Source organism: uncultured Flavonifractor sp. (genome assembly GCF_944387675.1).
Taxonomy (GTDB): Bacteria; Bacillota; Clostridia; order Oscillospirales; family Oscillospiraceae; genus Flavonifractor.
In genome coordinates, this window is record NZ_CALXFV010000002.1 from 1 (window position 1) to 21,768 (window position 21,768).

22 protein-coding genes are annotated in these 21,768 nt (G+C 63.6%); 1 reads left to right on the forward strand and 21 read right to left on the reverse strand.

From position 1 onward, the window contains the following. The 3 genes from leuB to leuC form a co-directional block, all read right to left on the reverse strand. Window positions 1–858: 3-isopropylmalate dehydrogenase (gene leuB / locus Q0J74_RS00290; RefSeq protein ID WP_297208845.1), on the reverse strand; the 858-nt coding region annotated here is incomplete at its 3' end. Continuing rightward, the gene (locus Q0J74_RS00295; RefSeq protein ID WP_297208846.1) at window positions 855–1,340 is read right to left on the reverse strand and encodes a 3-isopropylmalate dehydratase small subunit; all 486 of its coding nucleotides are present in this window, start codon (window positions 1,338–1,340) and stop codon (window positions 855–857) included. The genes leuB and Q0J74_RS00295, both read right to left, overlap by 4 nt. A 13-nt stretch (window positions 1,341–1,353) precedes the next feature. Continuing rightward, window positions 1,354–2,613, reverse strand: coding sequence for a 3-isopropylmalate dehydratase large subunit (gene leuC / locus Q0J74_RS00300; protein WP_297208848.1), 1,260 nt, complete (start codon window positions 2,611–2,613; stop codon window positions 1,354–1,356). Window positions 2,614–2,709: 96 nt separating this feature from the next. Here leuC and Q0J74_RS00305 point away from each other — a divergent pair, with 96 nt between their 5' ends. After that, entirely contained in the window at window positions 2,710–3,324 is a 615-nt protein-coding gene (locus Q0J74_RS00305) for a Crp/Fnr family transcriptional regulator (RefSeq protein ID WP_297208850.1), read from the forward strand. A gap of 40 nt (window positions 3,325–3,364) precedes the next feature. Here the strand turns inward: Q0J74_RS00305 and spoIVA are convergent, their stop codons facing one another. The 18 genes from spoIVA to Q0J74_RS00395 form a co-directional block, all read right to left on the reverse strand. Next, window positions 3,365–4,843, reverse strand: coding sequence for a stage IV sporulation protein A (spoIVA, locus tag Q0J74_RS00310; RefSeq protein WP_297208852.1), 1,479 nt, complete (start codon window positions 4,841–4,843; stop codon window positions 3,365–3,367). A 134-nt stretch (window positions 4,844–4,977) separates the two neighbouring features. Next, the gene (locus Q0J74_RS00315) at window positions 4,978–6,504 is read right to left on the reverse strand and encodes a DUF3794 and LysM peptidoglycan-binding domain-containing protein (protein ID WP_297208853.1); all 1,527 of its coding nucleotides are present in this window, start codon (window positions 6,502–6,504) and stop codon (window positions 4,978–4,980) included. A 144-nt stretch (window positions 6,505–6,648) separates the two neighbouring features. Next, the gene (locus Q0J74_RS00320; protein WP_297208855.1) at window positions 6,649–6,819 is read right to left on the reverse strand and encodes a hypothetical protein; all 171 of its coding nucleotides are present in this window, start codon (window positions 6,817–6,819) and stop codon (window positions 6,649–6,651) included. Window positions 6,820–6,877: 58 nt separating this feature from the next. Next, window positions 6,878–7,537 carry a thiamine diphosphokinase gene (locus Q0J74_RS00325; protein WP_297208857.1) on the reverse strand — a complete coding sequence of 220 codons (660 nt, stop codon included), beginning with the start codon at window positions 7,535–7,537 and terminating at the stop codon, window positions 6,878–6,880. Next, a complete protein-coding gene (gene rsgA, locus Q0J74_RS00330; RefSeq protein WP_297208859.1) occupies window positions 7,510–8,403 on the reverse strand; it encodes a ribosome small subunit-dependent GTPase A in 894 nt (297 codons plus the stop codon). The genes Q0J74_RS00325 and rsgA overlap by 28 nt, the downstream gene beginning before the upstream one ends. A 1-nt stretch (window position 8,404) precedes the next feature. Then, window positions 8,405–10,498: a Stk1 family PASTA domain-containing Ser/Thr kinase gene (pknB, locus tag Q0J74_RS00335; RefSeq protein ID WP_297208861.1), complete on the reverse strand. Its 2,094-nt coding sequence runs from the start codon at window positions 10,496–10,498 to the stop codon at window positions 8,405–8,407. 16 nt (window positions 10,499–10,514) lie between these two features. Then, window positions 10,515–11,246, reverse strand: a complete 732-nt coding sequence (locus Q0J74_RS00340) for a Stp1/IreP family PP2C-type Ser/Thr phosphatase (RefSeq protein ID WP_297208863.1) — start codon at window positions 11,244–11,246, stop codon at window positions 10,515–10,517. A gap of 77 nt (window positions 11,247–11,323) precedes the next feature. After that, on the reverse strand, window positions 11,324–12,364 hold the full coding sequence (rlmN, locus tag Q0J74_RS00345; RefSeq protein ID WP_297208864.1) for a 23S rRNA (adenine(2503)-C(2))-methyltransferase RlmN: 1,041 nt from the start codon (window positions 12,362–12,364) through the stop codon (window positions 11,324–11,326). Window positions 12,365–12,454: 90 nt separating this feature from the next. Continuing rightward, on the reverse strand, window positions 12,455–13,789 hold the full coding sequence (gene rsmB, locus Q0J74_RS00350) for a 16S rRNA (cytosine(967)-C(5))-methyltransferase RsmB (RefSeq protein WP_297208867.1): 1,335 nt from the start codon (window positions 13,787–13,789) through the stop codon (window positions 12,455–12,457). Window position 13,790: 1 nt separating this feature from the next. Further along, entirely contained in the window at window positions 13,791–14,489 is a 699-nt protein-coding gene (locus tag Q0J74_RS00355; protein WP_297208869.1) for a zinc metallopeptidase, read from the reverse strand. Between the two features lie 12 nt (window positions 14,490–14,501). Further along, a complete protein-coding gene (locus tag Q0J74_RS00360) occupies window positions 14,502–15,749 on the reverse strand; it encodes a glycosyltransferase family 39 protein (protein WP_297208872.1) in 1,248 nt (415 codons plus the stop codon). A gap of 12 nt (window positions 15,750–15,761) precedes the next feature. Then, window positions 15,762–16,679: a methionyl-tRNA formyltransferase gene (gene fmt / locus Q0J74_RS00365; RefSeq protein WP_297208874.1), complete on the reverse strand. Its 918-nt coding sequence runs from the start codon at window positions 16,677–16,679 to the stop codon at window positions 15,762–15,764. Beyond that, window positions 16,676–17,179, reverse strand: coding sequence for a peptide deformylase (gene def / locus Q0J74_RS00370; protein ID WP_297208875.1), 504 nt, complete (start codon window positions 17,177–17,179; stop codon window positions 16,676–16,678). The genes fmt and def overlap by 4 nt, the downstream gene beginning before the upstream one ends. A 12-nt stretch (window positions 17,180–17,191) precedes the next feature. Further along, entirely contained in the window at window positions 17,192–19,672 is a 2,481-nt protein-coding gene (gene priA / locus Q0J74_RS00375) for a replication restart helicase PriA (RefSeq protein ID WP_297208878.1), read from the reverse strand. Between the two features lie 92 nt (window positions 19,673–19,764). Further along, a complete protein-coding gene (rpoZ, locus tag Q0J74_RS00380) occupies window positions 19,765–19,965 on the reverse strand; it encodes a DNA-directed RNA polymerase subunit omega (protein WP_297208881.1) in 201 nt (66 codons plus the stop codon). Window positions 19,966–19,971: 6 nt separating this feature from the next. Beyond that, window positions 19,972–20,583, reverse strand: coding sequence for a guanylate kinase (gmk, locus tag Q0J74_RS00385; RefSeq protein ID WP_297208999.1), 612 nt, complete (start codon window positions 20,581–20,583; stop codon window positions 19,972–19,974). Next, the gene (gene remA, locus Q0J74_RS00390) at window positions 20,580–20,852 is read right to left on the reverse strand and encodes an extracellular matrix/biofilm regulator RemA (protein WP_297208884.1); all 273 of its coding nucleotides are present in this window, start codon (window positions 20,850–20,852) and stop codon (window positions 20,580–20,582) included. The genes gmk and remA overlap by 4 nt, the downstream gene beginning before the upstream one ends. 14 nt (window positions 20,853–20,866) lie before the next feature. Further along, window positions 20,867–21,745: a YicC/YloC family endoribonuclease gene (locus Q0J74_RS00395; protein ID WP_297208887.1), complete on the reverse strand. Its 879-nt coding sequence runs from the start codon at window positions 21,743–21,745 to the stop codon at window positions 20,867–20,869. Between the last annotated feature and the right edge of the window lie 23 nt (window positions 21,746–21,768).

A 21,768-nucleotide genomic window follows, 5' to 3' on the forward strand; every position in this document is an offset into this window, starting at 1 on the left:
GGGGGCGGAGCCGTGGATGGGTTCATACGGGCCGGGGGCGGTATCCCCGATGGAGGCGGAGGGCAGCAGGCCGATGGAGCCGGTGACCATAGAGGCCTCGTCGGACAGGATATCGCCGAACATATTCTCGGTGACCACCACATCAAACTGGCCGGGGTCCCGGACCAGCTGCATGGCGCAGTTGTCCACCAGCACGTCCTCATACGCCACGTCTGGATATTCTGCTGCCAGGCGGTGCATTACGCTTCGCCACAGGCGGCTGGTTTCTAGTACGTTGGCCTTGTCCACGCTGGACACCTTCTTCCGGCGCAGCCGGGCCAGCTCAAAAGCACGGCGGCCGATGCGCTCAATCTCCTTTTCGGAGTAGGCCATCAAATCGGTGGCCTCCATTCCCCGGTCCTGGGTCTGGTACTTGTCCCGCTTGCCGAAGTAGATGCCGCCGGTGAGCTCCCGGACCATCATCAGATCAATGCCTTTCTCCGCCGTCTCCTTTTTCAGGGGACAGGCGTCGGCCATGGCGGGCCGCAGAGCCGCAGGCCGCAGGTTGGCGTACAGGCCCAGGTCCTTGCGGATGGCCAGAAGGGCGGTCTCCGGCCGCTGCTCGGCGGGCTTGTCGCTGCCCCACTTGGGGCCGCCCACGGCGCCCAGCAGTACCGCGTCGCAGGCCCGGCACTTCTCGGCGGTCCCGTCGGGGTAGCTCTTCCCCACCGCGTCGGTGGCGCAGCCGCCCAGCAGGACGTCCTCATAAGCAAAGGTATGTCCGAACTTCTTCCCCACGGTGTCCAGAACCTTGACGGCCTCCTCCACCACTTCGGGTCCGATGCCGTCCCCCCGGATGAGGGCAATCTTATAGTTCATTTCGCCACACCTCGCGCTTTCAGAGAGTTGAGCAGGCCGCCGGCCTGAATGATGCCGTCCACAAAGTCCGGAAAGGGCGCTGCCTGCCAGGTCTTGCCCTGGGTCTCATCGGTGATGACACCGGTGGCAAAGTCCACGCTGACGGTATCCCCCGCCTGAATAGCCGCGGCGGCCTCGGCGCTCTCCATAATGGGCAGGCCGATGTTGATGGCGTTGCGGTAGAAGATGCGGGCAAAGGAGGGGGCGATGACGCACTTGACACCGCAGGCCTTGATGGCCAGGGGGGCGTGCTCCCGGGAGGAGCCGCAGCCGAAGTTGCTGCCCGCCACGATGATGTCGCCCGTCTCCACCGTGGAGGCAAAGGCGGCGTCAATGTCCTCCATGCAGTGGGAGGCCAGGGACTTCTCGTCAGGGGCGTTGAGATACCGGGCGGGGATAATCACGTCGGTATCCACGTTGTCGCCATACTTATATACTTTCATACCAAAACCTCCCTTACAGCTTCCTGGGGTCGGCCACGCAGCCCGCCACGGCGGAGGCGGCGGCCACCGCAGGATTGGCCAGAATAATCTCGGAGGATACGGGACCCATCCGCCCCACAAAATTTCGGTTGGTGGTGGAGATGGCCCGCTCGTTGTCGGACAGCACCCCCATGTGTCCCCCCAGACAGGGGCCGCAGGTGGGGGTGGACACGGCGCAGCCCGCCTCAATGAAAATCTGAATCAGACCCTCCGCCATAGCGTCCAGGGTGATCTGCTGAGTGGCGGGGAGCACAATACACCGCACACCCTTGGCCACCTTCCGGCCCTTCAGCACCGCCGCAGCCTGGCGCAGGTCGTCCAGCCGCCCGTTGGTGCAGGAACCAATGACCACCTGCTGGATGGGGGTCCCCTCCACCTGGTCAATGGTGCGGGTGTTGGAGGGCAGGTGGGGCAGGGCCACCGTGGGCTGGAGGGTGGACAGGTCGATGACCACCTCCTGGTCATACACTGCGTCCGGATCAGCTTCCACCGCCTCCCAGGGGCGGGTCACCCGGCCTGCCAGATAGGCCCGGGTCTTGTCGTCCACCGGGAAGATCCCGTTCTTGGCCCCCGCTTCGATGGCCATGTTGGCAATGGTGAAGCGGTCGTCCATGGACAGCTCTCCGACCCCCTCCCCGGCAAACTCCAGGGACTTGTACAGGGCTCCATCCACGCCGATGGTGCCGATGAGGTGGAGAATCACGTCCTTGCCGGACACATAGGGCTGGAGCTTGCCTTTCAGGGTGACCTTGATGGCGGCGGGTACCTTGAACCAGGCGAGACCGGTGGCCATACCGGCGGCCATATCGGTGGAACCCACGCCGGTGGAGAACATTCCCACGGCGCCGTAGGTGCAGGTGTGGGAGTCGGCGCCGATCATGCACTCGCCGGGGGCGGTAAGCCCCTGCTCCGGCAGCAGGGCGTGCTCCACGCCCATGCACCCCACGTCATAAAAGTGGGTGATGTCAAACCGCTCGGCAAACGCCCGGGCCTGGGCGCACAGCTGGGCGGATTTGATATCCTTGCAGGGGGTGGAGTGGTCCAGCACCAGGGCGATTTTGTCCTTGTCAAAGACCTGGGTCAGGCCCGCCTTGTCAAACTCCGTGATGGCAACCGGCGCGGTGATGTCGTTGCCCAGCACCAGATCCAGCTTCGCCTCCACCAGCTGGCCGGGGACAACGTGATCCAGACCGGCGTGCCTGGCCAGGATCTTCTGCGTCATGGTCATTCCCATGGTTGAGAGCCTCCTTACTTGATTTGAGGTCAGGATACCACAGGGGGTTGCCAAAAGAATGTAAACCATGCTACAATTAAAAAAGGAGGGATGGCCATGCTGCGCAACAACTGGACTCCGCTGGCCGACGGCCAGCCCATTCTGCACAAGCAGCCGGGACAGCTGATCTATCTGCAGGACACCCGGGCGGACTGTTTTTATTACATTGTCTCCGGTACGGTAAAGTGTTTCATCAGCTCGCCGGAGGGGGAGGAGCGCATCCTCACCCTGCCCCACGCGGGGGAGCTGATCGGCGAGGCCTCCTTTTTTGATCAGCAGCCCCGAGTCTCCTCCGCCATGGCGGTGACGAAATGCGCACTGGTTTCAGTGGACCGGCAGCGGCTGGAGCAGGTGTTCTCCGCCCGGCCCGGCCTGGCCATTGCCATGCTGGAGGATCTGGCCCGCCGGGTGAGGCTGCTCTCCAGCCATGTGGACGGGGAGTTCCTCCAGGCGGATAAGCGGATTGCCCGCCACCTGCTGTCGCTCATTCCGGAGGCGGACGGCAGGCTGCGGTGTACCCATGAGGAGATCGGCGCCTCAGTGGGGGTGAGCCGGGTAACCGTCAGCCGCGTGCTGGGGGAGTTTGACAAAAGAGGCTGGGTTCAGACCGGCTACAAGCTGCTGCGGCTGCTGGACCGGCAGGCGCTGGAGCGCTTTTTGCAGGACAGCTAAAAAAGGGCATGGGAAACGGAAAGGTTTCCCATGCCCTTTGTCACAATATGATACAGATAAGGCCGCCGGAGCCTTCGTTGATGATGCGCTGGAGGGTCTCCTGCAATTTGGCCCGGGCGTCCTCCGGCATCCGTTTGAGCTTGCCGTTGAGGTCTTCACTCACCAGCTCATGGAAGGACTTTCCGAAAATGTTGGACTGCCAGATGGCCTTGGTGTCCCCCTCAAACTCCTGGAGAAGGAAATTAACCATTTCCTCGCTCTGTTTCTCGTTGCCCACGATGGGCGAGACCTCGGTCTCAATATCCGCCCGGATCATATGGATGGAGGGGGCGGAGGCCTTCAGCCGCACTCCGTAGCGCCCCCCCTGCTTGACGATTTCCGGCTCCTCCAGCACCAGCTCGTCGGTGCTGGGGACCACAATGCCGTAGCCGGTGGCCTTGACCTCCTCCAGGGCGCCGGAGACCTTGTCGTACTCCGCCTTTACGTGGGACAGCTGGCTGAGCAGCTCCAGCAGGTCGCCGTCGTCGTGGACCGCAAAGCCGGACTGCTGGGAGAGGGTGTCGTAGAACAGCTCCCTGGGCAGCTCCAGACGGGCGGCCGACAGGCCGGTACCCAGGCTGATGTTGGTGATGGCGGCGCTGCTCACCCAGTCGCAGCCGCCGATGGCCTCCACCGTTTTTTCCACGTCCCGCACCCGGCGCATACCGGCGGCCCCCTCCCGGATGGCGGCGTACAGGCCGCTTTTGATGGGGTGGTCATAGGGCAGCGCATCCACCCAGGGGGGAAGAAACAGGTCCAGCTCCTTTACTGGGAACTCATAGAGCACTCCCTTGATGATCCTGGTCACCGCCTCCTCGTCCAGCTGAAGGCAGTCGGCGCACACCACCGTCACGTCATAGCGGGAGGCCAGGTCCGCCCGGATGGCTCTGGCCCGGTCGGAACTGGGGTCAGCAGAGTTGAGCACCACCAGAAAGGGCTTTCCCAGCTCCTTCAGCTCGTGGATCACCCGCTCCTCTGCCTCCAGATAGTCCTCTCGGGGAATGTCTGTAATGGTGCCGTCGGTGGTGACCACAATGCCGATGGTGGAGTGCTCGGCAATCACCTTCCGGGTGCCGATCTCGGCGGCTTCCGTCATGGGAATCTCATAGTCAAACCAGGGAGTGGTCACCATGCGGGGGCTGTCGTCCTCCATGGAACCCACGGCGCCCGGCACCAGATAGCCCACGCAGTCTATGAGCCGCACGGAAAAGGAGGCGCCGTTCTCCAGGTCAATCCGGACGGCCTCCTCGGGGACAAACTTGGGCTCCGCCGTCATCACGGTGCGGCCGGAGCCGCTCTGGGGCAGCTCATCCCTGGCCCGCTCCTTCCGGTATACGTTGTCAATGTTGGGGATGACCATGGTCTCCATAAACCGTTTGATAAATGTGGACTTTCCCGTGCGCACCGGCCCCACCACGCCGATATAGATATCCCCCTCGGTACGCAGGGCGATATCCTCATAGAGCTTGCGTTGTTCCACTGGCAATTCCTCCTTCGGCCCCGTAAGCCGGTCGTTTTCTCTACATACCTATGGGGATAAGCCATAAAATATGCGTCCGCCCGGCCAAAAGTGAGCAGGGACCCATGGCGGATGCCCGTGGGTCCCTGCTCAGATCAGCGCTTCCGGGGAATGAGCAGCAGCCTGCCCCCCACCGGCGCGTCCTCCTCCAGGTCGTTGGCCTGGACGATGTCCCCGGCGGTGGTGCCGTAGGCCTTTGCAATGTCCCACAGCCGCTCGCCAGGTCCTACCATACGCAGAACAATGGAAGGCCGCTGGCTGTGGTCCAGGGGCTGATTCTCCTCGACGGTGATGCCGGAGATATCCGACACAGTCCGGGAGGCCAGGGCGGCATAGCGGAAGCTCACCGGAAAGCGCACCTCCAGTCCCCCCGCCGCCGCCACCGCGAAGACCGGCGCCGTACAGCAGCACTGGCAGGTACATCCGGCGTATTCCGGCAGCTCCAGGGTACAGGCCACCGACAGCGGCCGGGTGATCGACCCCATATTCCCGTCCTCCGCCTGATACAGGGCGGTGACATTGACCTGGGCCGTGACGGTCACCCGCTCCCCGTCCCTGCTCTGGGTGAGCGCACCGATGGAGGCATAGGCGTCGGCTGCGTCCTTCAGCAGCGCCCCTGTCTCCAGCAGCTCCCGAACGGTGATCTCCTTCTCCCCCCGGTCAATCAGCCGCTCCAGGGTATGGCTGCACCGCTGCACCGCCATGGGATAGGCGGTGGAGTAGGCATCGGTAAGCAGCTCCACCGTCCGCTCCTCCCGAATGACCGCCTGGGCCAGCAGTCCGAGGGAGACGCTGAACATCCGTCCGTCCCCGCCGTCCATGGTACACTCCAGGTCGGTGAGGATGACCTGGACCCCACAGCCGGCCTCCTCCCCCGCCCCGCTGACCTCCATGATCTGGGAGAAGGGCAGTTCAAATTCCGTGGTGAACAGGTCGCCGTCCACACCCCGGCAGAGAAGCTGGAGCTGGGCCTCGCCCTTAAAGATGAGCTTGCTGCCGATCACCTTGGCCTCGTTGCAGCGCACATAGGCCCGGCTTTTCAGCAGCTCCTCCGCCTCCGGCTTGCCACCGGACAGAGTCAGATCGTCAGAAAACGTAAAGGGTTTTTCCCGTACACATACGGTAGTATAAGTATCGTACCGCTCCCACATCTGTTCCATGCCGAAGCGCTCCGCCTCCGGTATGCCGCTGCACACCGAAACGCTGCCGGGACAGAACACCTGAACATCCGCAGCCAGGCTTACCCGGACCAGTACCTTTCTGGGATTGAGCAGCCTGGCGTCCGCCCCCTGCACCCTGGGCAGGGCGGTGATCTGGCAGGCGGGCGTAATGGCCGGCGCGTCGGCGGTGCAGGTAAAGGGCAGCGAGACCTCCATACGCCGGACTCCCTCCGCGCCGTCCGGCACGTAGAGCAGGACCGCCCGAACCGTGCCGGACAGCTCCGCCCGCCCCTCCTGGGCCTCCTTCCCCGCCAGACAGACCGTCCCCTCCACGTCGCAGATCCGCAGAATATCCGGGCAGGCGTCCGGCACGATGGCCTCCATCGTCTCCTCACGGCAAACCGTGGTGTCCAGTACGGTATCCCAGCCGTTCAGCTCGGTTCGTTCCAGTTCCAGCTCCATATTGTTCCACTCCTTGTATGGTCTGATGCAGTCCTGCTAAGAGACTATATGTCCAAGGAGTGTCCGGTATGCCTCAGCCCCGGATGCCGAATAAGGTTTTCAGGATTCCCCGCAGGGCCTTTGGAGATTTTACCACCACGATCTTCATAGCATTGCCTCCCTGTCGCTCCAAATTCGTCTGAGCCAGCTCTTGCCCCGGTATCCCACCCAGGCGCCTGCGCAGAAGGCGGCCAGCCACAGCGGGTGGAACAGCAGGACCGCGCCCGCCCCGCAGACCGCCGCCGCGCCCAGCCGCCTTTTGCCTGAAACCGTCATAAAAGCCGCCCCCCTTTACTGGTTCTGAGCCAGTATACGCAGGGGGCGGCTTTTGTGTTCAATATCCAGCTGTCTCCTCCCGCTGGCTGCGGATGAGCAGCGCCCGGCCCTGGGCAATGGTGAGTTCCACCACACCGCGCCTGGGCTCGTTGCTGATGGACAGAGTGTCTCCCCGGGTCAGATCGGTCTGCTCCAACGGATACTTCATGCCCCGTAGGGTAACGCCGGACACGGTGCGGTCCAGGGGAATCAGAGAGAGATAGTGGTAGTGGGGCCGGTCCTCCACCAGAAAATGCCCTGGGGTCAAAAGCCGCACCTCGTTGTCCCCATCCACAATCATGCCCTGCCCGCCCCGGTCTGCCAGCCACTCCAGCAGGAGCAGGTTAGAGGCGGTGTGGTCCAGCCGTCCGCCGGTACAGCCGCACAGCAGCAGCTGGGTAATCCCCATGGAGAGAGCCTGGTCCATGGCGGCCTGGAGATCGGTCATGTCCTTCTCCACCGGGAGGGTGATACAGGGAACCTCCAGCTCCGGCTGCGTCCCGGAGTCCCAGTCTCCGATGAGAAAATCCGGCCTCAGCCCGGCGGATAGGGCGTTGGCGTACCCTCCGTCGGCGCAGAATACCGTCCACCGGCCCTTTTCCAGATAGGGGGTCAGGAAGGCGCCGTCCGTCCAGGGGGCGGCGCCCACAATCAGTCCGCAGATCCCTTCCGTTGCCATTGCGGCACTTCCTTTGCCTGTTCATACAGCCGCACATAGCTGGTGTGGCGGCTTTTGGGAATGGCCCCCAGCTTTACCGCCTCCAACACTGCACAGCCTTTTTCCTTTACATGTGAGCAGCCGGTGAAGCGGCACTGCTCCAGATAGGGGGCGAACTCCCGAAAGGTGCGTGCCAGCTCTTCCGGCCGGCGCGTCTCCATCTCCTCAGTGTCAAAGGAGGAGAACCCGGGAGTATCCGCCACAATGGCGCCGTTGTCCAGCCGAAACAGCTCCACATGCCGGGTGGTGTGCCGGCCCCGGCCCAACTTGTCCGAAATCTCCCCCACCCGCAGGCGGAATCCCGGCTGAAGGGCGTTGAGAATGCTGGACTTGCCCACGCCGGAATTTCCTGTAAAGGCTGAAACCTTTCCGGCAATCAGGCGGGCCAGGGCAGGAATGCCCTCCCCGGTTTCCGCGCTTACCCGGAGGGTGGCGAACCCGGCCTGCACATAGGTTCGGTACAGCTCCTCCGCCCCGTCCAGGTCGCACTTGTTCAGCACGACAATGCTCTCGCACCCCCGGCCCTCGGCCATGGACACCACCCGGTCGATGAGGAAAGGGTCGGTCACCGGGACCGCCCCGGAGGCCACCACCACCAGCTGGTCAATGTTAGCCACCGCAGGGCGCTGGAACTGGTTTTTTCGGGGGAGAATGCCATCCAGAATGCCGCTCTCCCCCTCCAGCGGGGTGAAGGACACTCGGTCCCCCACCAGTGGAGTCAGCTTTTGATGGCGGAACTTTCCCCTGCCCCGGCAGGCGATAAGGCGGCCGTCCCCGCCGTCCACGTAGTAGAAGCCGCTGAGGGCTTTCAAAATGACGCCTTCCATGTCAGTTGAAGTTGATGGGTCTGGTCCAGGACTCCTGGCCGTCAATATAGACCGTGACGGTCCTGGTCCCGCTGGCGGTCAGCGGGATCAGCACCTTTTGCATTTTGGTTTCCACTGTGTCGCTGTACTGCTGCTGCCCGTCCACAGTGATCACCACCGACACAGACTCCCGCCCGTCTCTGGGCAGGTCCACCTCGACGCTGATGGTGTTCTCCGTTACGCCGCTCTCCGGCGTGGAGACGGGTGAAGGACTGGGCTCCGCACTGGGTTCTGTGCTGGGTTCTGCGGTGGCGTTGGGGTCCGGCCCCTTGCTCACCCGGAACTGGATGGAGCTGCCCTTGGCCACCGAGGTACCGTTTTCAATGCTCTGCCAGGTAATCAGTCCGGCCTCCATCTCGCTAAACTCTTCCGTAACGCTGGACACCACCAGTTCCAGGTTTTCCTCCGCCTTCTGGCGGGCCTCATCCTCCGGCATACCCACAAAGGTAATCACCGTAACCATTTCCGTTTTCTTGCCCAGGCTGACCACCAGCTTCACCTGCTCCACCTGGTCCAGAGGGGTCTCAGGAGCGGGGTCCTGGGAGATCACGTAGTCCTCATTCACATCGTCGGAATTTTGCTCTTCCAAAACCAGATTTCCGGCGGCTTTGGAGAAGCCCAGTTTTTCCAGCCGGTCCATGGCGATGCGGTAGTCCAGATTCTCCACGTCCGGCATGGTGTCTCCCGCCTGACTGCTCTGGCTGCCGTCGCTGACCTCCACCGTAATGGTGGTACCGGGAGAGGCGTTGAGGCCGTGCTTCGGCGTCTGGCTGACGATATGGCCGGCGGGCAGGTCGCTGGCCACCGTGTCCCCCTGGACGATCTGGAACTGGGCCTCAATTACCTCATCCAGCGCCAGGGCCTCCTCCACGGTCTTGTTATAGAGGTTGGGAACGCTGTAAGTCGGGGTTCCGGTGATCCCCAGGCCGCTGAAGAAGGAGACAAACAGGAACACGCTGATGCCAACCAGAAACACCACCACGGCGATGATGGCCAGAATGATGGGCAGTCTGCTCCCCCGGTCGGCATAGTCGTCGTAGGGCTCCTCCCGCTCCGGCCTGCGGGGCCGCTTCTGGTGCTGAGGCTCCGGCGCCTCCTGGCCGTACTTGGCGTTGTGGGCGGGCTGGGGGCGCACGCTGTGGGGGGTGTTGGCCCCCAGCACCTGGGTGGGCTCCTCCCCGTCGTTCACCAGCAGGTCCGCAGAGGTGTAGTCAAAGTTGATGGAGGGATTTTTGCGGAACTCCTCCAGATCGGCCAGCATGGCGTCGGCGGAGATGTACCTCTGGTTGACGTCGGAGGCCATGGCCTTCATGGTAATGGCCTCCAGCGCCTCTGGAATCTCGGGGTCAATCTCTCTGGGGGAGAGCGGGATGGAATTGATATGCTGAATGGCCACCGCCACCGGGGAATCCCCCTCGTAGGGCAGACGGCCGGTGATCATCTCATAGAGCACCACGCCGGCGGAGTAGATGTCGCTGCGGGCGTCAATGTGGCTGCCCCGGGCCTGCTCCGGCGAGATATAGTGTACCGAACCCAGCGCCTCCTGGGTCAGGGTGGCCTGAGCGGCGGAGGTGAGTCGGGCGATGCCGAAGTCGGCCACCTTCAAACTGCCGTCCCGCAGCACCATCACATTATGGGGCTTGATGTCCCGGTGGATGATCCCCCGGCTGTGGGCGTGGGAGAGGGCCTTCATGATCTGGGTGATGAAATGCAGCGCCTCCCGCCAGGCCAGCTTGCCCCCCTTCTTCTGCATGTACTGCTTGAGGGTGATGCCGTCCAGCAGCTCCATTACAATATAGTCCAGCTCCGGCGTGTGGGACACGTCGTACACCGCCATGATATTGGGATGAGAGAGCATGGCCACGGCCTGGGACTCGTCATGGAAGCGGCGGCGGAACTCCGCGTCCTGGGCCAGCTCCTCCTTGAGAATCTTGATGGCTACCAGCCGGTTGAGCCGGTGGTCCCGGCCCTTGAACACCACCGCCATGCCGCCGATTCCGATCCGCTCCAGAATCTCATATCGGTTGTCGAGTAATTTCCCTATGTACTGATCCATAGTTCATTACCCCCTTTTAAACGATCTGAAAGAGGACGGCCGTCACATTGTCCGGCGCGCCTCTTGACAGGGTGATGTCCAGCAGCCGCTGGCAGCATTCCGCCGCCTCCCCGCCGTGGATCACCTCATACAAAATCTCCTGGTCTGTCACAATATTGCTCAGCCCGTCCGAGCAGAGCAGCAGATAATCCCCGGCCTCCAGCTGTTTTTCGTACAGATCCGCCCGAATCCGCTCCTCCGCCCCCAGCGCCCGGGTAATCAGGTTCTTTCTGGGGTGGGTGCGGGCCTGCTCCGGCGTGATGTCTCCCCTGGCCACCATGTCCTCCACCACGGAGTGGTCCCGGGTCAGGCGGGTGATGCCGTTCTCATTGATGTGATAGGCGCGGCTGTCGCCGATATTCAGCAGGTAGGCCACCTCCTCCACAATGAGCACCGCCACCATGGTGGTCCCCATGCCCCGGCAGTCCGGGTCGGAACAAGCCCGGCGGAACACGGCGGAGTTGGCCGCCTCCGCCGCCCGGCTCAAAACCGCGGGGGGGCCGGACTCCTCCTCCGGTCCCATGCCCTGCAAGGTGTCCACAAAGGTCTCCACCGCGATCAGGCTGGCGATGTTGCCCGCTTTGGCGCCGCCCATGCCGTCGCAAACCACGCCCACGGCCAGATGGTCCGAGGGGATGTCTAAGTAATAGCCGTCCTGGTTTTGTGTCCGGATCGCGCCCTTGTCGGTAACGCCCCATGCATGTATCATTGTGAAACCGCCTCTTTCCCGTACAAAATTGGAAGGCGTCTCCCCCACCCTGTACGGTTGGGTGGAGGGGCCGATATCTATTCTGCCTGACCGGCCTGCTGCTCCTGAAGCCGCTTGCGGCGGAGCTGCCCGCAGGAGGCGTCGATGTCGCCCCCCAGCTTTCTGCGCACCGTGGTGGGGATCCCGTGGCTCTCCAGCCGCTGCTGAAAGGCGGCCACCCGGCGGCTGGGTTTCAGGGGACTCTCCGCCACATTGTTCAGGGGAATCAGATTCACGTGGCCGTGGGTCCCCTTCAGGTGGCGCGCCAACAGGTCCGCCTGCCAGTCGGCGTCGTTGACGCCGTCGATCATGGCGTATTCATAGGAGATCCGCCGGCCGGTTTTTTCAAAATACCGCCGGCAGGCGGCAAACAGCTGCTCCACTCCCACCCCGCGGTTCACCGGCATGATCCGGCTTCTGGTCTCGTCGTCCGGGGCGTGAAGGGAAACGGATAATGTTAATTGTAACTGATATTCCGCCAGTTTGTCAATTTTTTCAGTGGGCCCGCAGGTGGACAGGGAGATGTGCCGCATGCCGATGTTCAGTCCCTCCGGGCTGTTCACCAGCTCCAGAAAGCGGAGCACTGCGTCAAAATTATCCAGCGGCTCTCCAATGCCCATGAGCACGATGTTGCTGACCGGCAGCCCGGAGTCCAGCTGAGTAAAGAGCACCTGGTCCAGCATCTCCGCCGCCGTCAGGTCCCGCACCTTCCCGCCCAGGGTAGAGGCGCAGAAGGCGCAGCCCATGCGGCAGCCCACCTGAGAGGAGATGCATACAGTATTCCCATGATGGTAGCGCATCAAAACCGTCTCAATACAGTTGCCGTCTCCCAGCCGCCACAGGTACTTGATGGTTCCGTCCAGAGCGGAGACCTGCCTGCGCTCCACCTGGGGCGGGCAGAGGGTGCAGCTGCTTTTCAGCTTCTCCCGCAGCGATTTGGAGAGATTGGTCATCTCATCAAAGGAGCGCGCCCCCCGGTGGAGCCACTGGAAGACCTGTCCGGCCCGAAAGGCGGGTTCTCCAAGCTCTTTGAAATAGGCGGCCATCTCCGCCGGATTCATGGATTTCAAATCAGTCATGTTACGCTCCCCCGCCCGGACGCTCCGGCGGTTTTAATCCATATTTCTGGGCAAGCGTCCCCAAATACTTCGGACGCAGCGGCAGTTCTGCTAGGACAGCGGGGCAGTTCTTCTCAGCCTGGCAAAGAAAAAGCCGTCGGTGCCGTGGCGGTGAGGCCAGCAGGTCACCATGCCCTGATCGGCGCCGTCAAAGCCGTCTGGCAGTTCAAATCGCTCCAATGTAAAGTCCTTATGCCTTTCTAAAAAACAGCTCACCATGTCTTCATTCTCCCGTTCCAGCAGGGTGCAGGTGGCGTAGAGCAGCGTCCCGCCCGGTCTGACATAGCGGCACACATTGTCCAGAATGGCACTCTGCACCCTGGGCAGCCCCTCCAAGGGACCCGGGTCCTTATAGCGGATGTCCGGCTTTTTACGGATAATCCCAAGTCCGGAGCAGGGGACATCGGCAATCACCAGATCAAATCCGTCAAGGTATTCTTCCTTACAGGTCTTGCCGTCCAACAGCTCGGCCGAAATACAATCCAGGCCAAGCCGTCCGGCTCCGGCCTGAATCAGCGCCATCTTATGGGGGTGGATGTCGCAGGAGACAATCTGTCCCCGGTTCTCCATAGCGATGGCGGCGGCGAAGGATTTGCCCCCGGGAGCGGCGCAGGCGTCCAGTATCCGCATGCCCGGCTGGGGATTGGCGGCCAGCACCGCCAGCCGGGCGGCGGCGTCCTGGATGTAAAAGAGGCCCTCCTGAAAGGCGCCCAGCGCCTCCAGGCTGCCGGTGTGGGACAGCAGCAGGCAGTCCGGCAGCCAGGGGTGGGGCTGCACCTCCACGCCCTCCGCCTGGAGGGCGGCCAGGACCTGCGCCCCGGAGGCTTTGGTGGTGTTGACCTGGGCGCAGGTGGGAGGCTGGCTGTTGTCAGCGGCCATGAGCTGCTCCGCCTCCTCCCCGCCCAGCCGGGCGGCAAAGGCGTCCGCCAGCCACCGGGGATGGCTGTACCGCACCGCCGGGTCCGCCGGAGGCGCCAGCGTGTCCCGCTGCCGCACCAGGGTACGGAGCACGCCGTTGACCAGTCCGGCGGAGCGGGGATTTTTGGACCCGCACCTGGCCAGCTCCACCGCCTCGCTGACAGCGGCATGGTGGGGAACTCTGTTAAGGAAAAGTACTTGATAGGCGCCGAGCCGCAAAGAGTTGCGGACAACAGGCTCCATCTTCTCCAGCTTCATGGTGGAGAGTCTGCCCAGATAATCGTCCAGCAGCAGACGGTTCTGGAGCACACCGAAGCACAGCCGGGTGGCCAGGGCGGCGTCCCGGCTGTCCAGGCCGGCGGACCGGAGGGCCTTTTTCAGATAGCCGTCCGACCAGGCGCCCTGCCTCTCACAGGCCGTCAGCGCATCCAGCGCCACCTGGCGGGCTGAGCGGCTTCCCTGTTCCATCTCAATCCCTCCGCCGTCCGCCGAAGGCCAGCAGGAACCGGAGCAGCTGGGCCAGGGATACCAGCAGGGCGGCCACATAGGTCAGGGCGGCGGCACCCAGCACCTTCTTTGCCCCGCGCAGCTCCTCCTCGTCCAGAAGGCGAGTCTCCCGCAGGCTGACAATAGCCCGCCGGGAGGCGTTGAACTCTACCGGCAGGGTGACAAGCTGGCCCACCACTGCCAGGGAAAAGAGCAGCACCCCCAGGCCGAACAGCGGCTGGGAGTAGAGCAGCAGCCCCACCACAATCAGGAGGATGGACAGCTGGGAGCCGATGTTGCACACCGGAATAATGGCGGTGCGCAGCCTGATGGGCGCGTAACCCTGGGCATACTGCACCGCGTGGCCCGCCTCATGGGCAGCCACACCCACCGAAGCGATGCTGGTGGAGCCGTAGACGGCGTCGGACAGGCGGATCACATTGCTTCGCGGATCGTAGTGGTCGCTGAGCCGGCCGGCCACCCGCTCAATGCGTACATCATACACCCCATGGGTCCGCAGCACAGCCTCCGCCGCCTGGGCGCCGGTAAAGCCCCGGGCGCTGCCCACTCGGGAATAGCGGTTGAAGGTGGAGGACACGTTGAGCTGGGCCAGCAGGGCGATCAGCATGGCCGGAACTAAAATCATCCAGTAATAGGGGTCATAGTAATAAAAAAAGGGCATAGCAGTCTTCCTTTACATAATCTGGCCGCCGGTAAGGTAGCCATAGAGGGTGAGTCCAAAACCGAGGGACATCCCGCCCAGGAGCAGGGCGGTAAGCCAGCGCCGCTTTTCTGTCAGGGCGGCGGCAAACAGGAAAAAGGGCAGCGCGCAGGACAGGTACCGCCCGGCGCTGAGCAGCCAGGATAACGAGTAATTCAGAACCAGGTAGACAAAGCCGTACAGTGTATACATACTGCGAAACCGCCGCCGGGCATACACGGCCAGGGCAAAAAAGATGGGAAAGAGGACAAGGGTGGGAATCCAGATCTGATACCGCACCGCCTCTGAGGCGTAGTACAGGGCATTTTGCAGCACGTACCACAGCGTGTCGGAGATCCAGCAGAATCCCTGGCTCCAGTGCTCCTGCATGATGGTAAAGGTAAAGGGGTCTCCCCCCACCCGCCAGTTGAGCAGCAGGTAGACCAGGGTACCAGCTGCCGGCAGCAGCAGGGCGGGCAGGCGGCGGCCAATCTCCCTCCAGTCAAACCGGCCACGGTCCTCCACCAGCTCGGCCGCCGCCGCACCGATAAGGAGGATGCCATGCATCCGGGTCATGGCGGCCAGGATACCTGCCAGCCCCGCCAGCCACCAGCGGTGCCGCCGGATATACCACAGGCCGGCGGCGGTGGTGAGGAGAAACAGGCTTTCCGTCATGATCCCGCCGAAAAAGAAGGCATAGGGGAAGACCGAGAGAAACAGCACCGCCCGGCGGGCGGCCCCCCTCCCCAGTTCCCAGGCGGCCAGCTTGTAGCAGTAGACGCAGCCGCCGGCGTAGGAGAGAAAGGAAATCAGCAGCCCTGCCGCCATAGTATGGCCGGTAAAGGCGGAAACCAACCGCATCAGCCAGGGATACAGGGGGAAAAAGACCAAAAACAGATGCTTTCCGTCCTCCACGTATCCAGAATAGCCCAGCTCCGCCAGATTGACGTAATGCAGGGCATCCCAGCGCTTCCAGATTCCCAGGGCGGTGTCCATTCCGGAGCCGGGATAGAGCACCAGACAGGCAAACAATCCCACCAGCGCAAAAATCACCAGCCGGAACACCAGGGCCAGAAGAAATACCGCGGCCTCCTCCTCCCTGCCCACCTGGCAGCAGGCGGAAGCTGGGGTCCGGGCGGCCAGGGGGACCGGCACGCCGGCGGCGCCCAGCCAGCGCAGCACCAGGCCCAGCCCCAGCGCAATCACCGCCCCGGATACCAGGACGGTCCACAACAGCTCCATGGCGGTCCTCCGTTATACCGGAATGGGGTGGCCCCTCAGATAATCGGCTGCCTTCATCCGCTTGCCCCCGTCTGGCTGGAGCTGGTCGATCCGCAGCACCGTGCCGCCGCCGCAGGCCACGTCAATCCCCGCTTTGTCCGCCCGGAGGATGGTGCCGGGAGCGGCGTCGGTACCGGTCTCCAGTATGGTAGTGGAAAATACTTTACATCGATTGCCGTTCAAAGTAGTCACTGCCGCGGGCCAGGGGAGCAGGCCCCGGACCTGGTTGTGGAGCTGCCCGGCGGGACGGGTAAAGTCCATGGCGGAGAGTTCTTTGGACAGCATGGGGGCCAGGGTGGCTCTGCTGTGGTCCTGGGGGGTGCGCCTGGCGGTGCCGGCGGCCAGGTCGGCCACCGCCTCCACCAGCAGCTCCGCCCCCAGCCGGGCCAGCCGGTCATAGAGCTCCGGCGCGGTTTCGTCCGGGCCGATTTCAGTGGAGCGCTGGGCAATGATGTCGCCGGCATCCAGATCGTGGGCCATATGCATAATGGTCACGCCGGTTTCCCGGTCTCCGTTGAGCACCGCCCAGTTGATGGGGGCGGCCCCCCGGTAGGCGGGGAGCAGTGAGGAGTGAACGTTGATACAGCCCACCGGCGGCGCGGCCAGAATGTCGTCGGGCAGAATGCGGCCGTAGGCCGCCACCACAATAAGCTCCGGCGCCAGCGCTTGGATCAGGGCCAGAGCGGTACCGTCCCGGAGCTTGACGGGCTGATATACCGGGATATTATGGTGCTGGGCGCACACCTTCACCGGCGGGGGCAGCAGCTTCATACCCCGGTTCTTGGGCTTGTCCGGCTGGGTGAACACGCCGCACACGCAATGTCCCGCCTCCACCAGACCCTCCAGAGAGGGTACGGCAAAATCGGGGGTTCCCATGAACAGGATTCTCATGCCTCCTCTTCCTCCTCCTGGGCCTGGAGCAGCTCATCCAGCTCCTCGCTGGTATACAGCCGGTCGGTGTGCTCGGTAAACAGGTGGCCGTCCAGATGCTCCAGTTCGTGGCAGAAGCAGCGGGCCACAATGCCCTCCCCTTCCACCTCAAAAAAGGCGCCGTTGCGGTCCTGAGCCCGCACCCTGGCCTTTTGAGGCCGCTTGACCACACCCCAGCGGCCGGGGACGGAGAGGCAGCCCTCGAATCCCTCCTGCTCCCCCTCCTGGGCGATGAGCTCCGGATTCACCAGCTCCAGCATGTTCTCCTGGTCGTCCACCACAATGACCACCCGGCGGAGAATACCCACCTGGGGCGCGGCCAGACCCGCGCCGTTGGCCTGGGCCAGAGTCTCTTTCAGGTCGTCAATCAGATCGTGGAGCCGTCCGTCAAAGCGGGTCACAGGCCGGCAGCTCTTGTGAAGGGCGGGATCATTGTCAGTCAGTATGGTACGCAGTGCCATGTGTGCTTCCTCCTAGTCCAGGGGATTGACATCCGCAAAGATGGAAGTCCCCTTGTTTTCTTTATCGGTTTGAGCACGCCGGAGCAGCTCGGCCACCAGGGTGCGGCTCTCTCTGGTATTGGCGCAGGCCAGGGTCAGACGGTAGCGGTACCGGTCGTTCACCTTGGCGATGCCGGCGGGCGCAGGTCCCAGAACCCGCACCTGGACGCGGTCAAAGGGAGGCCGGGCCAGCCAGCTCTCCAGCGTCTGGCGCAGGCGCATACAGGCCCGCAGGGCCGCCCCCTCCGACCTGGCGGAGGCGGTGAGTACAAACAGGTCCTGAAAGGGCGGACAGCCCCGCAGCCGCCGCAGCTCAATTTCATGGGCATAAAAGGCGTCGTAATCCTGGCGGGCGGCGGTGCGGATCACATCATTTTCCGGGGTGAAGGTCTGAATCAACGCCCGTCCGCCCTTGGCGCCCCGGCCCGCCCGGCCCACCACCTGGGTCAGCAGGGAGAAGGTGCGCTCCCCCGCTCGATAGTCGTCCGCGTACAGGGAGAGGTCGGCGGAAATCACCCCCACCAGGGTGACGTTCTCAAAGTCCAGACCCTTGGCCACCATTTGAGTCCCCACCAGAATGGGGATCTTCTCCCGCTCAAACCGGGTGAGCAGCGTTTCGTGGGTCTGGGCGGCGGAGATGGTGTCGGTGTCCATCCGCAGGACCTCCCGCTGGGGGAATGCCTCCCGCAGCTGCTCCTCCACCCGCTGGGTGCCGGTGCCGATGAAGTTCAGCCTGCCGCCGCAGGAGGGGCAGGCGTCGGGCAGCGGCTGGGAGTGGCCGCAGTAGTGGCACATCAGCCGCCCATTGGCCGAGTGATAGGTCAGGTGGACCGAACAGCGGGGACAGGTGGGTACCTCCCCGCACTCCCCGCAGGACACCATGCGCCTGGCGCCCCGGCGGTTGAGAAACAGAATGCTCTGCTCTCCCCGGTCCATCGCCTCCTCCAGTCCGGCCCGCAGGGGGCCGCTGAGGTCGGTGCCGTTGCCGGCGCGCAGCTCCCGCTTCATATCCACAATCTCCACCGGAGGGAGAGGCCTGGTATTGTAGCGTCTGGACATGGTAAACAGATGATAGGCCCCCTGCCTGGCCCGGTACATGCTCTCCACCGACGGGGTGGCCGAGCCCAGCAGCAGCAGGGCCTTGTGCTGGACACAGCGGTATTTTGCCACATCTCTGGCGTGATATTTGGGGGTATTTTCTGATTGGTAGGAGGGTTCCTGTTCCTCGTCCAGGATGATCAGCCCCAGCCGGCTCAGGGGGGCAAACACGGCGGAGCGGGTGCCGATCACCACCCGGGCCTGGCCGGCCCGGATACGCTTCCATTCGTCGTACCGCTCCCCCGCCCGAAGGGAGGAGTGGAGCACGGCGATTTTTTCCCCAAAGTGGGCGGAGAACAGCCGCAGCAGCTGAGGCGTGAGGGCGATTTCCGGCACCAGTACCAGAGCGGAGCCTCCCCGCTCCAGCACCCGGCGGATCAGCTTCAGATAGACCTGGGTCTTTCCGCTGCCCGTCACCCCGTAGAGCAAGGCGGCGGCGGCCTGCCCGGAGCGGGCCAGAGCGTCCAGCCCCTCGTATGCCAGCTGCTGCTCCTCGTTGAGCCGGGGCTCTTCTGCCGGGACCAGCCCCTGGGGGATTGCCACCCGCCGGTAGGTCTCCCGCTGCTCCAGGGTGAGGATGCCCCGCTTGGCCAAGGCCCGCAGGGTGGCGCCGGTGGCGCCGGTGAAGTAGCACAGCTCCTTGGCCGAGGCACTGCCCAGGCTGCACAGCAGCTCCACCAAGGCGTACTGGAGCGGGGCGGAGCGCCGCCTTCCGGAGACCTGGGCCATGGCCTCCTCCGGGGGAATGGCCAGAACGGCCACCTGTTCCGTCTTGTCGCCCACGCCCCGGGAGATGCTGGTCTCCAGGGTCACAATGCCCTTTTCATGCAGCAGCCGCAGAGCCGGGTTGGGGTCTTTCAGGCCGAATGCCTCCTTGATCTGCCCCACGTCTCCCTGTCCGCCCCAGGCCGCCAGCAGCTCCACCAGATGCCTGGCGTGCTCCGACCGGCCGGCGGCGGTCAGCGCCTGCTGCTTATCCACTCCGGGCGCAAACTGCCAGCGGTCCTGGAGGGAGAAGTACAGCCCCGCGGGCAGCATGGCCCTGGCGGCGTCATACACCGTGCAGAACCAGCGCTCCCGCATCCAGAGGGCCAGCCGGAGAGCGTCCCCGTCCAGCACCGGCTCGCCGTCCAGCACGGCGGCAATCTGCTTCCGTCTGGCGTCGGGCGGACAGCCCGGGGTCAGAGTCAGAACCAGGCCCTCCACCCGCCGGTTGCCTGCGCCAAAGGGTACCATCACCCGCATACCGGGGCGGAGCGTGTCCCGGACCTGCTCCGGCACAGCGTAGTCATAGGGCTTGTCGATGGCGTAGGTAGCGGCGCTCAGCGCAATCTTGGCCACCGTTATGCCGTCCATCCGCATCCACCTCCCCCGGCGCCGTTTTCTCCCTGCACAGGCAGAGGCAAGCGGCAGACCCTACGTCCCGCCGCTTGCCTCCCTCTCTCTGGTCAGCCCTCTTCGTCCGTCAGGCTCAGCTTTCCCTCGGCCACCTCTCGAATGGCAATGGTCACCGGCTTGTCCTCCAGGGACAGCCCGGCGTCTTCCGCCTCGCTGGCCACCTGGCGCGCCCGCTGGGCCACCACATTCACCAGCATATAGCGGCTGGGTACCTGCTTGAGCAGCTTATTCATCGGAGGTTCGAGCATCATATCGGATCAGACTCCTTCTACAAAATTCATGCGGTTCTTGGTGCGGCAGTCCTCGGCGGTCAAAATGGCGATGATCTCCCCCGCCGCCTCGGACACCTTGTCATTGACCACCAGATAATCATAATGGCAGATCTGCTGGTACTCCTCCCTGGCCTTCCGCAGCCGGCCCTGGATGACCTCTTCCTGGTCGGTGGCCCGGCGGTGAAGGCGGCGGGACAATTCCTCAAAGGAGGGGGGGACAATGAAGATCAGCACCGCGTCGGGACACTTGGCCCGCACCTTGGCCGCCCCCTGCACCTCAATATCCAGCAGCACGTCAATCCCGGCGTCCAGCTTTTCCTGAATGACCTTCAGTGAGGTGCCGTAGTAATTATGGACATATTCCGCGTATTCCAGAAGCTCCCCCTTGGCGATCATCTCCTCGAAGGTCTCCCGGGTTACGAAGTGGTAGTTTACGCCGTCCGCTTCCCCCACACGGGGCTGCCGGGTGGTAAAGGAGACGGAAAAGTAAATGTCTTGCCGCTCACTCAAAAGCTCGGAAATCACCGTGCTCTTTCCCACGCCGGAGGGGCCGGAAACCACAATCAGCTGTCCGCGGGTCTTTTTCTTCACGCTTATGCCTCCTCACTTTCCTCTGCCGCCGGTTCGGACTCCTTGCCGGCCAGACGCCCGGCCACCGTCTCCGGCTGGAGGGCGGAGAGCACAATGTGGTCGCTGTCCATAATGAGCACCGCCCGGGTGCGGCGGCCGTAGGTGGCGTCAATCAGCACACCCCGGTCTCTGGCCTCCTGAATCGTCCGCTTGATGGGGGCGGATTCGGGACTGACCACAGCGATGAGCCGGCCCGCGGAGACCATATTGCCAAAGCCGATATTGATGAGCTTCATCCCGACCCACCGCCTTACTCCATGTTCTGGATCTGTTCCCGGATCTTCTCGATCTCGGCCTTGATGTCCACCACATAGCCGGCGGTTTCAATATCGTTGCATTTGGAGCCGATGGTGTTGGCCTCCCGGTTGAACTCCTGAATGAGAAAGTCCAGCTTGCGGCCCACCGGGCCGTCCTGATTCAGCAGATGACGCAGCTGGGACAGGTGGCTGCGCAGGCGCACCGTCTCCTCGTCCACCGCCACCTTGTCGGCGTAGATGGCCGCCTCGGTGAGGATGCGGCTCTCATCCAGCTGGGTGTTTTTCAGCACCTCCGACATCCTGGCCCACAGCCGCGCCCGGTAATCGGCCACAATGCCGGGTGCGCGGACCTCCACCTGGGACACCAGCCCCTCAATGGTGGCGGCGCGGCCGAGCACGTCCTGGCTCAGCTTCTCTCCCTCCCGCAGGCGCATGGCGTCAAAATCGCTGAGGGCCAGCTCCAGCACCGCACAAAGATCCGCCGACACCGCCTCCAGATCCTCCTGGGTCTTTTCCACCAGAAACACATCCTGGAACCGGGAGAGCAGGGAGACGGAGAGATCGTCCTTCAGGCCGTAAGCGTCCCGCAGGGCGCATAGGGCCGCGTAATAGCCGTCCGCCATGGGACGGTTGACCGAGATGGTCACATCTCCGCCCTCGGAGGGGCCGATGGTGACAAATACATCCACCTTGCCCCGGGAAATATGGGACTGCACCGCCGCTTTTATGGCGTCCTCCGCGAAGACGTAGATCCGCGGCAGCTTTACGGTGCAATCCAGGTAGCGGTTGTTCACCGACCGGACCTCTACGGTAATGGGCCGGCCGTGGAGCACAGCCTCCCCCCTGCCGTAGCCTGTCATGCTCTTGATCAAAGCCAGCTCCCCCTGTTCCTGGT

What these genes read in the sequence shown, in the direction of transcription:
- Q0J74_RS00295 (WP_297208846.1), bottom strand. Translation starts at nt 1,340, where the DNA reads ATGAAAGTATATAAGTATGGCGACAACGTGGATACCGACGTGATTATC.
- leuC (WP_297208848.1), bottom strand. Translation starts at nt 2,613, where the DNA reads ATGGGAATGACCATGACGCAGAAGATCCTGGCCAGGCACGCCGGTCTG.
- Q0J74_RS00305 (WP_297208850.1), top strand. Translation starts at nt 2,710, where the DNA reads ATGCTGCGCAACAACTGGACTCCGCTGGCCGACGGCCAGCCCATTCTG.
- Q0J74_RS00315 (WP_297208853.1), bottom strand. Translation starts at nt 6,504, where the DNA reads ATGGAGCTGGAACTGGAACGAACCGAGCTGAACGGCTGGGATACCGTA.
- Q0J74_RS00320 (WP_297208855.1), bottom strand. Translation starts at nt 6,819, where the DNA reads ATGACGGTTTCAGGCAAAAGGCGGCTGGGCGCGGCGGCGGTCTGCGGG.
- Q0J74_RS00325 (WP_297208857.1), bottom strand. Translation starts at nt 7,537, where the DNA reads ATGGCAACGGAAGGGATCTGCGGACTGATTGTGGGCGCCGCCCCCTGG.
- rsgA (WP_297208859.1), bottom strand. Translation starts at nt 8,403, where the DNA reads ATGGAAGGCGTCATTTTGAAAGCCCTCAGCGGCTTCTACTACGTGGAC.
- pknB (WP_297208861.1), bottom strand. Translation starts at nt 10,498, where the DNA reads ATGGATCAGTACATAGGGAAATTACTCGACAACCGATATGAGATTCTG.
- Q0J74_RS00340 (WP_297208863.1), bottom strand. Translation starts at nt 11,246, where the DNA reads ATGATACATGCATGGGGCGTTACCGACAAGGGCGCGATCCGGACACAA.
- rlmN (WP_297208864.1), bottom strand. Translation starts at nt 12,364, where the DNA reads ATGACTGATTTGAAATCCATGAATCCGGCGGAGATGGCCGCCTATTTC.
- rsmB (WP_297208867.1), bottom strand. Translation starts at nt 13,789, where the DNA reads ATGGAACAGGGAAGCCGCTCAGCCCGCCAGGTGGCGCTGGATGCGCTG.
- Q0J74_RS00355 (WP_297208869.1), bottom strand. Translation starts at nt 14,489, where the DNA reads ATGCCCTTTTTTTATTACTATGACCCCTATTACTGGATGATTTTAGTT.
- Q0J74_RS00360 (WP_297208872.1), bottom strand. Translation starts at nt 15,749, where the DNA reads ATGGAGCTGTTGTGGACCGTCCTGGTATCCGGGGCGGTGATTGCGCTG.
- fmt (WP_297208874.1), bottom strand. Translation starts at nt 16,679, where the DNA reads ATGAGAATCCTGTTCATGGGAACCCCCGATTTTGCCGTACCCTCTCTG.
- def (WP_297208875.1), bottom strand. Translation starts at nt 17,179, where the DNA reads ATGGCACTGCGTACCATACTGACTGACAATGATCCCGCCCTTCACAAG.
- priA (WP_297208878.1), bottom strand. Translation starts at nt 19,672, where the DNA reads ATGGACGGCATAACGGTGGCCAAGATTGCGCTGAGCGCCGCTACCTAC.
- rpoZ (WP_297208881.1), bottom strand. Translation starts at nt 19,965, where the DNA reads ATGATGCTCGAACCTCCGATGAATAAGCTGCTCAAGCAGGTACCCAGC.
- remA (WP_297208884.1), bottom strand. Translation starts at nt 20,852, where the DNA reads ATGAAGCTCATCAATATCGGCTTTGGCAATATGGTCTCCGCGGGCCGG.